Raw genomic sequence first — 13,621 nt, forward strand, 5'->3', positions numbered from 1 at the left:
CACCGGAGTCGTTCTCACCCATCGAAGCCGACTGCGGACGGTACCCACAGCGACCTGGAGCGACGTCGCGGACGTTCTCTCACGGAGCCGGCTCACCGAGCAGCAGATCGCTCAGCGACTGGATGAGATCGAGGCGGGTCGCGACGAGTCTGGGGACGTCCTTTGACATTGGTTCATCTCGATACGAACGTGTTGATCCGGGGATTCCCGAGCCGATCACCGATCGGCACGAACGATCAGACGCAGATCAGTTCGATCGTGTACGCAGAATTCCTGGAAGGTCTCAACTCACACGATCCCGCTGTGGTGATCGAGACCGGACGCCAGCTCACACTGCTCGATCGCTTGTACCAGGGCGGGGTGCCCTTCGACGGAGAAACCGCCAAGCTCTACCAGGTGCTGTCGGGTGTCGCCACCAGATCGGGACAGACGAGCAGGAAACGCCGGATCGACATGATGATCGCGGCATCTGCCATTCAGTACGGGGCAGCGCTCGCCACCTACAACGCGGCAGACTTCACCGCGCTCGGCAATGCCCTGCCGATCATCGATCTCTCCGTCGGCGACTGACGCTAGGCCGTGTCTCTCAAATCTTCTCCGTAGGCACCGGTGGATCCGCTGGGCGGCTGGCAAGGCGGAGGAGGGAGGCATAGCGGCGCTATGCCGACCGACGACAACGCCGCCAGGCGTTCAGCGGGCCGCCGAGGCCCGGAAAGAGATTTGGGAGACACGGCCTAGCTATCCCCCGACGACCAGGTCCGCGTATTCGGCGGCGAGCGCCTTCGGCATGCGGACCCGGACCCGGGTGCCGTCGGCGGTGTGGTCGGTGTCGAGCACGTGGGCGTGCTGGTGCAGGCGGGCGATCACCTCACCGCGGGCGAAGGGCACCGAGAGGACGGCCTCGACGTCGCCCTGTTCCACGAACTCGGTGATCCGGGTGAAGAGCTCGTCGAGCCCCTCACCGGACCGCGCGGAGACGAAGACCGCGTCGGGGAACTCGCCGCGCAGGGCGGTCATCCGGGTGGCGTCCACGGCGTCGATCTTGTTGATGACCAGCAGTTCCGGCGGCGGGCCCGCGCCGTCGCGATCCTCCTCGGCGAAGACCTCGCCGAGAACCTGCCGGACCGCCGAGATCTGCTTCCCCGGGAAGGCGTCGGCGCCGTCGACCACGTGGATCAGCAGGTCGGCGTCGACCGCCTCCTCCAGCGTCGACCGGAACGCCTCGACCAGCTGTGTCGGCAGGTGGCGGACGAAGCCGACGGTGTCGGTGAAGACCACCTCGTGGCCGTCGGCCAGCCGAGCGCGGCGGGTGGTCGGATCGAGGGTCGCGAACAGTGCGTCCTGCACCAGCACCCCGGAACCGGTCATGGCGTTGACCAGGCTCGACTTGCCCGCGTTGGTGTAGCCGACCACGGTGAGCGCGGGGACACCACCGCGTTTGCGCGCGGCCCGCTTGACGGTGCGGGCGGTCTTCATGCCCCGGATCTCCTTGCGGAGCTTGGCCATTCGCTCGCGGATGCGGCGGCGGTCGGTCTCGATCTTGGTCTCACCCGGACCGCGCAGGCCCACGCCGCCGTTGCTGCCGGCGCGGCCGCCGGCCTGCCGGGACATCGACTCGCCCCAGCCGCGCAGACGCGGCAGCATGTACTCCATCTGCGCGAGCGAGACCTGGGCTTTGCCCTCGCGGGAGGTGGCGTGCTGGGCGAAGATGTCGAGGATCAGCGCGGTGCGGTCGATCACCTTGACCTTGACGACCTTCTCCAGCGCGGTGAGCTGCGCGGGGGTCAGTTCACCGTCGCAGATCACGGTGTCGGCGCCGGTGGCGATCACCACCTCGCGGAGTTCCTCGGCCTTACCGGAACCGAGATAGGTCGACGGGTCGGGCTTGCCGCGCCGCTGGATGAGGGCGTCGAGCACCTCCGAGCCGGCCGTCTCGGCGAGCGCGGCCAACTCGGCCATGCTCGCGCGGGCCTCGGCGACGGTGCCCGAGGTCCAGACGCCGACCAGGACCACACGTTCGAGCCGCAGTTGCCGGTATTCGACCTCGGTGATGTCGGCGAGTTCGGTGGACAGTCCGGCGACACGCTGCAGACTGGCGCGGTCGTCGAGTTGGAGTTCGCCGGTCGTCGGGGTGCTGAGTTCGTACAGTTCGGTCATATGTCATCCATGATGACTGAACACGACGCCCTCGTGCATCCGGGTTTTCTCTGGGCGCAATCACGCCGGTCGGGCGGAGCCGAGATCAGCCGTCGAGGAAGCCCTCGATCAGTTCGCCGTGGGCCACCAGCCGCGACGGTCCGCGCAGGAACGCCTCGGTCGGCGTGACGGTGACGGTGACCGCTCCACCGGGCACCGCGATACGCACGACGCCCTCGGCGCGGCCGAGACCGTGCAGGGCCGCCGCCGCCCCGGCCACCAGACCGGTACCGCACGAGCGGGTCTCCCCCACACCGCGCTCGAAGACCCGCAGGTGGGACGTGAAATCGGTGTCCCCGGACGCGGGCTGCAGTGGTGTCAGCAGTTCGACGTTGGCCCCGTGCGGGAACACCGCGGCATCGAGCACCGGCGCGGCAGTCAGGTCGAGCGCCGCCAGGCCCTCCGGGGTCAGCCCGTCGACGACGCACGCCAGGTGCGGGTTGCCGACGTCGACCGCCTCACCGCGCAGCTCACGCCCGGCGATCGTGGTCGTGCTCACGCCGTCGAGCCGCGCCGGGCCCATCCCGACGGTCACCTCCGCGGCGCTCGCATCGCAGCTGTGCACGACCACCGGCCGGGCTCCCGCCCGGGAGCCGACCACGAATTCGGCCGCCTCGACCAGTCCGTGAGCACGGCAGTAGTGCGCGAAGACGCGCACGCCGTTGCCGCACATCTCGGCGATCGAACCGTCGGCGTTGCGGTAGTCCATGAACCAGTCGTCCTCGGCGATACCGGGTGCGAGGCCGTCGAGCACCCCGGCGCGCACCAGGGCACCGGCCCGGGCGACGCGCAGCAGGCCGTCGCCGCCGAGACCGCGCTGCCGGTCGCACAGGACGGTGACCAGTTCTTCGGTCAGGTCGAGCTCGGCGTCCGGGTCGGGCAGGATCACGAAGTCGTTCTGGGTGCCGTGGCCCTTGGCGAACCGCAGTCCGGAAGTCGTCGGCGCAGGAGTCGTCACGACTGCCAGGTTACCCGGCGGTCCCCGCATCGAGGACGGCGAGCGCGCGACCGGCCAGCCCCGGATCGGCGGCGTCGAGCCAGTGCACCCGGTGGTCGCGGCGGAACCACGACCGCTGCCGCCGGACGTAACGACGGGTGCCGATGAACGTCAGCTCACGGGCCTTGTCGAGGTCGTACTCGCCGTCCAGATGTGCCAGGATGTGCGCGTAGCCGATGGCCTGGGACGCGGTCTTGCCGTCGCGGAGACCTTGCCCGCAGAGCGCCACCACCTCGTCCACGAAGCCGCCGTCGAACATCGCGTCGGTGCGCCGCGCGATGCGCTCGTCGAGGGCCGTGGTCTCCCGGTCGAGCGCGAGAATCCTCGTGCCCCACCGCGGTTCGCCGATCGTCGGGGCCGATGCGGCGAACGGCTGCCCGGTCAGCTCGACCACTTCGAGCGCCCGCACGATGCGCCGCCCGTCGGTGTCGAGGATGGTCGAGGCGGCCGCCGGGTCCACCTCGGCGAGACGGCGATGCAGTGCGAGCGCACCGATCTCGGCGAGCTGCTCCTCGAACTTCGCCCGGACCCGCGGGTCGGTGGCCGGGAAGCGCCAGTCGTCGAGCAGCCCCTGGATGTACATCATCGAGCCGCCGACGATGATCGGCACCGTGCCGTCGGCCAGCAGCCGGTCGATGACGGCGGTGGCCGCCTCTTTGTATCCGGCGACCGTCGCCGTCTCGGTGACGTCGAGAACGTCGAGCAGATGGTGCGGGATGCCGCGCCGCTCGGCGACCGGCAGCTTGGCGGTGCCGATGTCCATCCCCCGGTACTGCTGCATGGCGTCGATGTTGACGATCTCGCCGCCGAGACGTTCGGCGAGGTCGAGGGCCAGGTCCGACTTGCCGCTGGCGGTCGGCCCGATGACGGCGATCGGCGCTCCGCCCATCACGCGTTCCCGGTGCCGGCAGGCCGGAACGACGCGACCGTGTAGCCCACCCCGAACGGCGCACCGCGGAAGCGCGCGTCGACATCCCACGCGGGCCGGCCGTCGAGGAGCTGCGCCAGCGCCAGCCAGGCAGCCCGTGTACCGACGCCTTCGGCGGCGCACTCCGCCTCGCCGAGGGCGGCGAGGGTCTCCCGGTCGGCGCCCACCACGGCGTCGTCGATCCGGTTCTGCAGTTCCCATGCCGAGGCGCGTTCACCGCCCCCGGGGGCCCGAGGACTGAGCGCGTTCGCGCCGTCGGCGATCACCAGGACACCGATCGGCTCATCCGAGACCGGCCGCTCCGCGAGGGAGAGCTCGCGCACGGCGAGCCGCACGACTTCCGGCCGGCAGCATGGATCGAGGACGACCGGGTCGATGCGCACCGGCCGCGGCGACACCTGCGCACCGAGCCAGCCGGCGAGCAGCATGGACAGCGGCAACGGAGCGGGCGGTTCGATCCGGTCCGGCAGCGGCGGGTGCGGCAGGCTCACCGGCACCGGCACGCCGTAGGCGCCGAAGTCGCCGGACTGCCGGCAGTCGGGGATGCGCGGATTCACCCGGCCCCGCGCGGACGTGTCGGGGCGATCGGCGACGCCGATCGCGATCCACCGCGACGCCGCGGCCGCCAGCGAGGCTCCCGCCGCGAGCACCGCGTCACGGACCGGGACGGTGTCGTCGGCGGCCGGACCGGACAGCTCCGGCACCAGCAGGGGCGCGCTCGGAATCACCGCGATCTCAGCCAACACGGCTCCGACGGTACCGGCCGCCGGGACGGCGAGACGCGCCGGATACGGCTCTGTCGGCCCCATCGACGGCACCGAACTGTTTCAATGAACAGCGAAATGAACGAATCACCGTCGGCTCTGCCGTGTCCGCCGCCCCCGCGCGGCGCCGCACGACGCCGTCACCGCGGTGATTCCGGCGGCCGTGACGCGCGGCGCGACTGACGAAGGGCGACCCATCCGATGAGCACTCCGAACGACCAGACCCCGGCCGACGACACCGGCCAGGCCACCCCCGCTCCCCGGCCGGGCCCGCGGCCCGGACCGCGCCCGAGCGCCCCGCGCCCCGGGCCGACCCCCGGACACCGCCCCGGCCCCGTCGTCCACCACATCGAGGCCGGTGATCCCACCGCCTTCGGCCGGATCGACGACGACGGCAACGTCTGGCTCACCACGCGCGACGGCGAGCGGCAGATCGGATCGTGGCAGGCCGGCACCCGCGAGGAGGGGATGGCGCACTTCGCGCGGAAGTTCGCCGACCTGGCGACCGAGACGGAGATCCTGGAGGAACGGCTCGACGCCCGGTCCGGTGACCCCCGCAAGACGCAGGCCGCCGCGCAGCATCTGCTGGACGAGCTGCCGTCCGCCCAGGCGATCGGCGACATCGACGCCCTCACCGCGCGGCTGGCGACGATCGTCGAGCGCGCCGGTGCGCTGACCGGAGAGGTCCGTGCCGAGCGCGATGCGGCGCGGGCGGCCGCCATCGCCCGCAAGGAGGAACTGGCCGCCGAGGCCGAGGCCATCGGCAGCGAGTCGACCCAGTGGAAGGCCAGCGGCGACCGGCTCCGGGTGATCCTCGACGAGTGGAAGACCATCCGCGGCGTCGACCGCAAGACCGACGACATCCTGTGGAAGCGCTACTCGCGGGCCCGCGACGCGTTCAACCGGCGGCGCGGCGCGCACTTCGCCGAACTCGACCGCGAGCGCGCCGTGGTCAAGGCCCGCAAGGAAGAGCTGATCACCGCGGCGGAGGAACTGTCGACCTCCACCGACTGGGGACCGACCGCGGCCAAGTACCGGGAGCTGCTCGCCCAGTGGAAGGCCGCCGGGCGGGCGCCGCGCGACGCCGACGACGCACTGTGGGCGCGGTTCAAGGCCGCCCAGGACGTGTTCTTCGCCGCCCGCAACGCGGTGCACTCCGAGCGGGACGCCGAGTTCGGGCAGAACGCCGAGGCCAAGTCCGCGCTGCTCAGCGAGTACGAGAAGACCATCGACCCGGGGTCCGGTCTGGAGGCCGCCCGGCGCGAGTTCCGGACGTTCCGGGAACGCTGGGAGGAGATCGGCAAGGTGCCGCGCGAGCAGATGCATGCGCTGGAGGGCCGGGCCCGCGCCCTGGAGAAGCGCATCCGCGACGCCGAGGAGGCCGACTGGTCGCGCACCGATCCGGAGGCGCTGGCGCGTGCCGCGCAGTTCGCCGAGCGCGCCGCCAAGCTGTCCGAGCAGGCCGACAAGGCCGCGGCGGCGGGCAAGGACCGGGATGCCGCGAAGCTCCGCGAGCAGGCCGCGCAGTGGACCGAGTGGGCCGAGGCCGCCAAGAGCGCCGTCGACGGCCGCTGACCGGGCCCTACCGCGACATGCGGTAGCGGAGGACCTTGGTGTTCAGCAGGCACGGCGACGGGTCGATCATCGACACGCTCAGCACTCGCCGGTGCGCGTCGTAGTCGATCCCCTCGATCTCGTAGGAGCCGGTGCAGGCAGACAGGTGCGGGACCGCGAATTCGCGGCGCACGGTGCCGCGCGCGTGTCCGGCGGGGGCGTCGTCGAGCGGGCCGTCGAGGGCGACCGAGTAGACCGCCTGCGCCGGCCGGTCGACAGCGCAGACGAGGTGCGTCGCATCGACGAAGTCGCAGCTCTGGACATCGCGCATCGGCGTATCGAGCGCGATGGTCCCGGCCAGCGGCAGCGCCGAACCGTCGGGCCGCCCGACCGGGTTGCGGAAGACGAGGAGCCGGTCCATCGTGTCCCACTCGCCGCTCACCAGGTACCGGCCGGACGGGGAGACGGTGACGAACGAGTTGTTGGCCATCTCCCCGGGCGTCAGCCGGTGGTAGTAGCGCGACAGCCGGCCGTCCGGCTCGGTGATCGTGTACAGCTTGCGGCCGGAACCGAGTTGCTCGTAGGCGTCGTACATGCGGCCGCGAAACAGGTCACCGTCGCCGATGTGGGTCCAGCCGTCGATCGCGACCTCGGGCCGGATCGTCGTGTAGCCGCGGCCGTGCAACCGGCCCGCGGCATCCCCCGCCAGCCCCTGCGTGTATTCGAGGGTGGAGACGTCATCGATGCCGAGCAGACGCCACTCCCGCGGCGCGGCGGCCGCCCAGGGTGCGGTGACGAACGCCGCGAGCAGCAGGCTGACCGCGGTCAGCGTGTACAGGGCGCGCATCGGGAGTCGGATCACTACTCCGTCGGCCGCGATTCGCCGTCGTCGCCCCGGATCTGTTCCGGATCGGGTCGTTGCGTCCGGGCCGGGGCGCCGGAGGCACGGCGGTCACGCAGGGCGCGGTTGAAGGCCTCGTGCACCGCGGCCTGTTCGCGGCGCTCCTGTTCCAGCGCCATGTGGTAGGTGCTGCGGGCCCAGACCACGCGGGCCCAGTGGAAGGTCAGCGCGATCACCGCGATCCAGCCCAGGATGAGTCCGGCACCGGCGCCGCTCGGCGGCGCCAGACCGCCGACGCCGACGGTGTTCCGGGTCCAGATCGCGAGCATGCCGGCCACCGAGTCCACCGCGCAGCCGCAGAGCGCGACCCAGGCCACCACCCAGCGCCGGGTGAGGAGCGCGAGCATCGAGAAGCCGATGCCGAAGATCGCCAGCATCCAGACGAAGATCTGCGAGGGCAGCGAGATCCGCTGCTGGTGCGCGTGCGCGGACATGGTGAGCACATCGATGCCGCTCGCGTTGCCCGCGTGCGGCAGCACCAGCGAGACCATCACCACCAGGACCAGCGCCGCGACCACCACGGCGCGACCGCCGGGATCGATCTCCCCGGCCACCTTACGTTCGGCCTGCCGCAGATCCTTTTCGTAGGCGCGCAGGGCGTCGCGGTCGCGAGCGGCCGTCGAACGGTCCTGCGGTCCGGTGCCGGCTCCGCCGCCGCGTCCCTCGCTGGTCGATTCACTCACGACTGCTCAACTCCTATTCCTCTCGGGGACGAGTGTGTCCCCTGCTGTTGTCCCCGCAGCGCGGCCTCAGCCGCACGAGCCGGACCCGCAACCGCTCGCGGCGGCGACGGGCTCCCGCCTGCCGATGGCCGGCAGGCCGAGTCCGACGCCGACCGGTTCGGTGGTCGGCGTGCTGCCCGCCTCGTAGGCGTCCCCCGCCCGGGTACGACGATGCGCGGTGACCCCGCCGTCGGCGATCAGATGGTGCGGCGCGGCCGCGGTGATCGCCGCGTGCACCACGTCGCCCGGCCGCACCCCCACCGCGTCGCCCGGCGCGAAGTGCACCAGGCGGCCGTCGCGGGCGCGTCCGGTCATCCGGCCGGTGGCCGAGCTCTTGCGGCCCTCGTCGGCCACCACGAGCAACTCGGCGTCGGTGCCGATCAACTCTTCATTGGATTCCAGACAGATCCGCTCCTGCAGCGCGATGAGACGCTGGTAGCGGTCCTTCACGACGTCCGGTGGCACCTGCTGATCCATGGTGGCCGCCGGGGTGCCCGGGCGCGGCGAGTACTGGAAGGTGAAGGCGCTGGAGAAGCGGGCCGCCTCGACCACCTCGAGCGTCTCCTGGAAGTCCTCCTCGGTCTCGCCGGGGAAACCGACGATGATGTCGGTGGTGATGGCCGCGTGCGGCATGGCCGCGCGGACCCGGTCCAGGATGCCCAGGAACTTGGTGCGCCGGTAGCTGCGGCGCATCGCCTTGAGGATGCGGTCGGAGCCGGATTGCAGCGGCATGTGCAGCTGCGGGCAGATGTTCGGGGTCTGCGCCATCGCCTCGATCACGTCGTCGGTGAACTCGGCGGGGTGCGGCGAGGTGAACCGGACGCGCTCCAGGCCGTCGATCGCGCCGCAGGCGCGCAGCAGCTCGGCGAAAGCGCCGCGGTTGCGCGGGATCTCCGGATCGGCGAACGACATGCCGTAGGCGTTGACGTTCTGGCCGAGCAGGGTCACCTCGAGGACGCCCTGGTCGACGAGCGCCTGGACCTCGGCGAGGACGTCGCCCGGCCGCCGGTCCACCTCCTTGCCGCGCAGCGACGGGACGATGCAGAAGGTGCAGGTGTTGTTGCAGCCCACCGACACCGACACCCAGCCCGCGTACGCCGACTCCCGTTTGGCCGGCAGCGTCGACGGGAACGCCTCCAGCGCGTCGAGGATCTCGACCTGGGCTTCCTCGTTATGGCGGGCCCGTTCCAGCAGCACCGGCAGCGAGCCGATGTTGTGGGTGCCGAACACCACGTCGACCCACGGCGCCTTGGCCAGCACCGTGTCCTTGTCCTTCTGCGCCAGGCAGCCGCCCACGGCGATCTGCATGCCGGGCGTGCGCTGCTTGACGGGCGCGAGATGGGACAGGTTGCCGTACAGCTTGTTGTCGGCGTTCTCCCGGATGGCGCAGGTGTTGAAGACGACCAGGTCGGCGTCGTCGCCGGACTCGGCGCGCACGTAGCCGGCATCTTCGAGAAGGCCGGAGATGCGCTCGGAATCGTGAACGTTCATCTGGCAGCCGTAGGTCCGGACCGAGTAGGAACGGGCACCGCCCCCGGCCTCGCTCGGGGCGCGTTGGTCAAGGGCGCTACTCACCCCTCCAGAATACGTGCCGGGGCAAATCGGACCGAGGTACCACATCGGCATGCGAGACAGAAGTGTCGAGCGGCCCCAGGACGGGTGGCATAGGGTGCTTGGGTATGACACAACCGAGCGAGAGTCCCATGATCGCCATGAAGGGCGTGCAGAAACACTACGGCGACCTTCACGTCCTCAAAGACATCGAGCTGGAGATCCCGAAGGGACAGGTCGTCGTCGTTCTCGGTCCGTCGGGCTCGGGCAAATCCACGCTGTGCCGGACGATCAACCGGCTCGAGCCGGTCGACACCGGCGAGATCCGTATCGGCGGCGAGGTGCTGCCGTCGGAGGGACGTGATCTCGCGCGGCTGCGCGCCGACGTCGGAATGGTGTTCCAGTCGTTCAACCTGTTCGCGCACAAGACGATTCTGGAGAACGTGACGCTCGGGCCGATCAAGGTCCGCAAGATGGGCAAGGAGGAGGCCGGCAAGCGCGCGGTCGAACTGCTCGACCGGGTCGGCGTGGCGACCCAGAAGGACAAGTATCCCGCGCAGTTGTCCGGCGGCCAGCAGCAGCGCGTGGCGATCGCCCGGTCCCTCGCCATGGCGCCGAAGGTGATGCTGTTCGACGAGCCCACCTCCGCGCTCGACCCGGAGATGGTGAGCGAGGTGCTCGACGTGATGGTGTCGCTCGCCCGCGAGGGCATGACCATGGTCGTCGTGACCCATGAGATGGGCTTCGCGCGCAAGGCCGCCGACCGGATCCTGTTCATGGCCGACGGGCAGATCGTCGAGGACACCGATCCGGAGAGCTTCTTCAACGCCCCGAAGTCCGAGCGCGCCCGCGACTTCCTGTCGAAGATCCTGGGCCACTGATATGGCCGACCATTCCCGCCCATCGAGACGTGTCCGGCCGGCTGTCGTCCTCCTCGCGGTGCTCGCGGTACTGGCCGCCCTGCTGACCGCGTGCGGCAGCAGCGGCCCGCGCAACCTGCTCGACGACATCCGCGCCGGCCACGTCGTCCTCGGCACCAAGTTCGACCAGCCCGGACTCGGCCTGCAGAATCCCGGCGGCAAGATCACCGGCTTCGACGCCTCGGTCTCGACGTTCGTGGTGAACTACCTCGCCGACCAGATGAAGGTGCCCCACCCGAAGATCACCTGGAAGGAGACGCCGTCCGCCCAGCGGGAGACGTTCATCCGCAACGGCGAGGTCGACACCATCGCGGCCACCTATTCGATCACCTCGGCCCGGATGAAGGACGTCGCGTTCGCCGGACCGTACTTCATCACCTACCAGGGACTCCTGGTCCGCAAGGACGATCACAGTCTCAACGCCCTGCAGGACCTGCCGGGCAAGAAACTGTGCTCGGTCGCCGGATCGACGCCGGCGCAGAACATCAAGAAGATGATGCCCGACGTCCAGCTGCAGGAATACGACTCCTACTCCTCCTGCGTCGAGGCGCTGCGCCGCGGCAAGGTGGACGCCCTCACCACCGACGAGGTGATCCTGGCCGGGTATTCCAACCGCTGGAAGAACGAGTTCAAGCTGGTGACGCTGGAATACGCCAAGGACGTCTGCGTCGCCGGGAAGATCGGCGGCAAGGACGCGCAGGTCCTCAAGACCACGGGCACCCCGTTCTCGTACGAGCGGTACGGCATCGGCATGGCCAAGGACTTCCCGGAGGCCGTCGCCAAGGTGAACGAGGCACTGCGGGCGATGATGGCGACCCCGCCGAGCGGCGGCCGGTCGATCTGGGAGACCGATCTCCGGGATGCGCTGGGCGATTCGACGGTAGACGCGATGATCGCGCGCGCCGACGCCCCGGGATCCAAGTTCACCTTCACTCCCGACCCCGGTGACCTCAGCTTCCTCGATTCCGCGTCGACACCGTGCCCGGAAGGAATGAAGTAGATGAGCGACCTCTGGAACGAGATGGGCCCGCAGATCTGGCCCGCCTTCTGGCTCACCATCCAACTCACCTTCTGGTCCGCCATCGGCGCCCTGATCTGGGGAGTGCTGCTGGCCGGCATGAAGGTCTCCCCCGTCCCGGCCATGCGCTGGTTCGCGACGGTGTACGTCAACGTGGTCCGGAACACCCCGCTGACGCTGATCGTCCTGCTGTGCTCGATCGGCCTCTACCAGAACCTGAGCGTGGCGCTCGCCGCCGACGGCCCGCACTTCTTCGAGAACAACAACTTCCGTCTCGCGGTGCTGGGCTTCATCCTCTACACGGCGACGTTCGTGTGCGAGACGCTCCGCTCGGGCTTCAACACCGTCCCGCTGGGCCAGGCCGAGGCGGCCCGGTCGATCGGGCTGAACTTCACGCAGGTGTTCGGGCTGATCGTCCTGCCGCAGGCGATGCGGGCGGTGATCGCGCCGATGGGCTCGGTGCTCATCGCGCTCACCAAGAACACCACGATCGCGTCGGTGATCGGGGTGGCCGAGGCCTCGCTGCTGATGAAGGAGGAGTTGGAGAACCACTCCGATCAGATCCTCGTGATCTTCGCGGTGTTCGCGATCGGATTCATGATCATCACGCTCATCGAAGGCGCGATCTTCGGGTGGGCGGCTAAGCGCTGGGCGGTGAAGCGATGAGTTCGCAGGCAACAGTTCTCTACGACGCGCCCGGCCCTCGCGCGCGACTGCGCAACCGGATCATCGCGCTGGTGTTCACCGCGGCGATCATCGCGCTCCTGGTCTGGATCGTCATCGTCCTGCAGGACAACGGGCAGCTGACCACCGAGAAGTGGAAGCCCTTCATCCAGGGCAGCACCTGGACCACCTGGCTGCTGCCCGGTCTGTGGGGCACCATCAAGGCGGCGGCGCTGTCGATCGTCTTCGCGATCATCATCGGGACCCTGCTCGGTATCGGCCGCCTGTCCGATCATCGGTGGGTTCGCGCGGTCTGCGGAGTCATCGTCGAGGTCTTCCGCGCCATCCCGGTGCTGATCCTGATCTACTTCGCGTACTTCCTGTTCGCGGCGTATTCGGTCTTCCCGTCGTCGCAGTTGGCGTTCGCGGCCGTCGTGTTCGGTCTGACCATCTACAACGGTTCGGTCCTCGCCGAGATCCTGCGGGCGGGCATCCAGTCGCTCCCGCGCGGGCAGACCGAGGCCGCCCAGTCGATCGGTCTGCGCAAGACGCAGACCATGCTGATGATCCTGTTGCCGCAGGCCGTCACCGCGATGCTGCCGGCCCTGGTGGCCCAGATGGTGATCGCGCTGAAGGATAGCGCGCTGGGTTACGCCGTCGGCTACATCGAGGTGGTGCGCTCCGGAATCAAGTCGGCATCGTACTTCGGCAACTACCTGCCGGCTCTGCTGGTCGTGGCCGCGATCATGATCGTGATCAACTTCTGCCTGACCGGTCTGGCGAACTACCTGGAACGCATGTTGCGGACCGGCCGGCGCAAGACCAGCGCGCCCGACCCGGACGTCGCGGACCTGCAGGCGATGGAGAACGTGCCCGGCTTCAGCGGCGTGGCGATGGACGAGCGTCCGAACCACCCGGACCGCCGCTTCTGAGGGTCTCCGACACGACCGAGGAGATGACGTCGGGCGGGAAGCCACGGCGGCCGAGCACACCGGCGAGGCGCCGGTAGGCCTTGGCGCGATCGCCCGGGTCGGTCAGATCGAGCGACGACGACGCGAGCTTCTTCGCGGCCAACTCGGCGGCCTGGGCGCGCTCGTCGTCGGGCTCGATCTCGGCGAGCGCCGCCTCGATGGTGTGCGCGGCGATACCCTTGGTGCGCAGTTCGCGGCGCAACGCGAGGCGGCCGCGCCCGGAGTACCGGCTGCGCGAGCCGGCCCATTCGCGGGCGAACTCGTCGTCGTCGATCAGACCGGACGCTTCGAGGCGGGCGAGGACGTCGTCGATCGTGGGCTGGTCGAAGTCCCGGCGCGCGAGGCGCTCGGCGATCTCCGCACGACTGCGGGCCCGCACCCCCAGGAGCCGCAGGGCGGCATCCCAGGCGGACGGGCCCGGCTTGTCGTCGGACAT

At 70.0% G+C, this 13,621-nt stretch carries 14 protein-coding genes; 6 read left to right on the forward strand and 8 right to left on the reverse strand.

The features are described from left to right. Nucleotides 1-189 precede the first annotated feature (189 nt). On the forward strand, nt 190-570 hold the full coding sequence (locus ACSEEN_RS15325; RefSeq protein ID WP_440713663.1) for a PIN domain-containing protein: 381 nt from the start codon (nt 190-192) through the stop codon (nt 568-570). 168 nt (nt 571-738) lie between these two features. Here ACSEEN_RS15325 and hflX read toward each other — a convergent pair whose 3' ends face one another. The 4 genes from hflX to ACSEEN_RS15345 form a co-directional block, all read right to left on the reverse strand. After that, on the reverse strand, nt 739-2,157 hold the full coding sequence (hflX, locus tag ACSEEN_RS15330; RefSeq protein WP_440713646.1) for a GTPase HflX: 1,419 nt from the start codon (nt 2,155-2,157) through the stop codon (nt 739-741). Between the two features lie 85 nt (nt 2,158-2,242). Further along, complete coding sequence (gene dapF, locus ACSEEN_RS15335; protein WP_440713647.1) at nt 2,243-3,184, reverse strand: diaminopimelate epimerase; 942 nt, start codon at nt 3,182-3,184, stop codon at nt 2,243-2,245. Continuing rightward, nucleotides 3,165-4,082, reverse strand: a complete 918-nt coding sequence (miaA, locus tag ACSEEN_RS15340; protein WP_298444190.1) for a tRNA (adenosine(37)-N6)-dimethylallyltransferase MiaA — start codon at nt 4,080-4,082, stop codon at nt 3,165-3,167. The genes dapF and miaA overlap by 20 nt, the downstream gene beginning before the upstream one ends. Next, complete coding sequence (locus ACSEEN_RS15345; RefSeq protein ID WP_247863752.1) at nt 4,082-4,867, reverse strand: class III extradiol ring-cleavage dioxygenase family protein; 786 nt, start codon at nt 4,865-4,867, stop codon at nt 4,082-4,084. Before ACSEEN_RS15345 ends, miaA begins: the two co-directional genes overlap by 1 nt. Nucleotides 4,868-5,086: 219 nt before the next feature. On the opposite strand from ACSEEN_RS15345, the gene ACSEEN_RS15350 reads away from it, so the two are divergent. Then, nucleotides 5,087-6,460 (forward strand): DUF349 domain-containing protein, encoded by a 1,374-nt coding sequence (locus ACSEEN_RS15350; protein WP_298444187.1) that lies wholly within the window; start codon nt 5,087-5,089, stop codon nt 6,458-6,460. 7 nt (nt 6,461-6,467) lie between these two features. On the opposite strand, the gene ACSEEN_RS15355 is transcribed toward ACSEEN_RS15350, so the two are convergent. The 3 genes from ACSEEN_RS15355 to miaB all read right to left on the reverse strand — a co-directional run bounded on the left by ACSEEN_RS15355 (nt 6,468) and on the right by miaB (nt 9,688). Further along, nucleotides 6,468-7,301: a hypothetical protein gene (locus ACSEEN_RS15355; protein ID WP_298444185.1), complete on the reverse strand. Its 834-nt coding sequence runs from the start codon at nt 7,299-7,301 to the stop codon at nt 6,468-6,470. Next, a complete protein-coding gene (locus tag ACSEEN_RS15360) occupies nt 7,301-8,023 on the reverse strand; it encodes an Rv2732c family membrane protein (RefSeq protein ID WP_371307733.1) in 723 nt (240 codons plus the stop codon). Before ACSEEN_RS15360 ends, ACSEEN_RS15355 begins: the two co-directional genes overlap by 1 nt. 66 nt (nt 8,024-8,089) lie before the next feature. Continuing rightward, nucleotides 8,090-9,688 carry a tRNA (N6-isopentenyl adenosine(37)-C2)-methylthiotransferase MiaB gene (gene miaB / locus ACSEEN_RS15365; RefSeq protein ID WP_440713648.1) on the reverse strand — a complete coding sequence of 533 codons (1,599 nt, stop codon included), beginning with the start codon at nt 9,686-9,688 and terminating at the stop codon, nt 8,090-8,092. A gap of 77 nt (nt 9,689-9,765) precedes the next feature. On the opposite strand from miaB, the gene ACSEEN_RS15370 reads away from it, so the two are divergent. The 4 genes from ACSEEN_RS15370 to ACSEEN_RS15385 are packed head-to-tail and all read left to right on the forward strand — an operon-like array spanning nt 9,766 to nt 13,146. Beyond that, complete coding sequence (locus ACSEEN_RS15370) at nt 9,766-10,494, forward strand: amino acid ABC transporter ATP-binding protein (RefSeq protein WP_247863760.1); 729 nt, start codon at nt 9,766-9,768, stop codon at nt 10,492-10,494. 1 nt (nt 10,495) lies between these two features. Continuing rightward, complete coding sequence (locus tag ACSEEN_RS15375) at nt 10,496-11,533, forward strand: glutamate ABC transporter substrate-binding protein (RefSeq protein WP_440713649.1); 1,038 nt, start codon at nt 10,496-10,498, stop codon at nt 11,531-11,533. Beyond that, nucleotides 11,534-12,217 carry an amino acid ABC transporter permease gene (locus tag ACSEEN_RS15380; protein WP_440713650.1) on the forward strand — a complete coding sequence of 228 codons (684 nt, stop codon included), beginning with the start codon at nt 11,534-11,536 and terminating at the stop codon, nt 12,215-12,217. Beyond that, the gene (locus tag ACSEEN_RS15385; RefSeq protein ID WP_440713651.1) at nt 12,214-13,146 is read left to right on the forward strand and encodes an amino acid ABC transporter permease; all 933 of its coding nucleotides are present in this window, start codon (nt 12,214-12,216) and stop codon (nt 13,144-13,146) included. Before ACSEEN_RS15380 ends, ACSEEN_RS15385 begins: the two co-directional genes overlap by 4 nt. Here the strand turns inward: ACSEEN_RS15385 and ACSEEN_RS15390 are convergent. After that, nucleotides 13,094-13,621 (reverse strand): regulatory protein RecX, encoded by a 528-nt coding sequence (locus ACSEEN_RS15390; RefSeq protein WP_440713652.1) that lies wholly within the window; start codon nt 13,619-13,621, stop codon nt 13,094-13,096. The genes ACSEEN_RS15385 and ACSEEN_RS15390 overlap by 53 nt on opposite strands.

The sequence above is a fragment of the Gordonia marina genome, assembly GCF_052036135.1.
Classification (GTDB): domain Bacteria; phylum Actinomycetota; class Actinomycetes; order Mycobacteriales; family Mycobacteriaceae; genus Gordonia.

Excerpts from the sequence above, each read along its gene's own strand:
- hflX (WP_440713646.1), bottom strand. The coding sequence starts at position 2,157 with ATGACCGAACTGTACGAACTCAGCACCCCGACGACCGGCGAACTCCAA.
- dapF (WP_440713647.1), bottom strand. The coding sequence starts at position 3,184 with ATGCGGGGACCGCCGGGTAACCTGGCAGTCGTGACGACTCCTGCGCCG.
- miaA (WP_298444190.1), bottom strand. The coding sequence starts at position 4,082 with ATGGGCGGAGCGCCGATCGCCGTCATCGGGCCGACCGCCAGCGGCAAG.
- ACSEEN_RS15350 (WP_298444187.1), top strand. The coding sequence starts at position 5,087 with ATGAGCACTCCGAACGACCAGACCCCGGCCGACGACACCGGCCAGGCC.
- miaB (WP_440713648.1), bottom strand. The coding sequence starts at position 9,688 with ATGCCGATGTGGTACCTCGGTCCGATTTGCCCCGGCACGTATTCTGGA.
- ACSEEN_RS15370 (WP_247863760.1), top strand. The coding sequence starts at position 9,766 with ATGATCGCCATGAAGGGCGTGCAGAAACACTACGGCGACCTTCACGTC.
- ACSEEN_RS15375 (WP_440713649.1), top strand. The coding sequence starts at position 10,496 with ATGGCCGACCATTCCCGCCCATCGAGACGTGTCCGGCCGGCTGTCGTC.
- ACSEEN_RS15380 (WP_440713650.1), top strand. The coding sequence starts at position 11,534 with ATGAGCGACCTCTGGAACGAGATGGGCCCGCAGATCTGGCCCGCCTTC.
- ACSEEN_RS15385 (WP_440713651.1), top strand. The coding sequence starts at position 12,214 with ATGAGTTCGCAGGCAACAGTTCTCTACGACGCGCCCGGCCCTCGCGCG.
- ACSEEN_RS15390 (WP_440713652.1), bottom strand. The coding sequence starts at position 13,621 with ATGTCCGACGACAAGCCGGGCCCGTCCGCCTGGGATGCCGCCCTGCGG.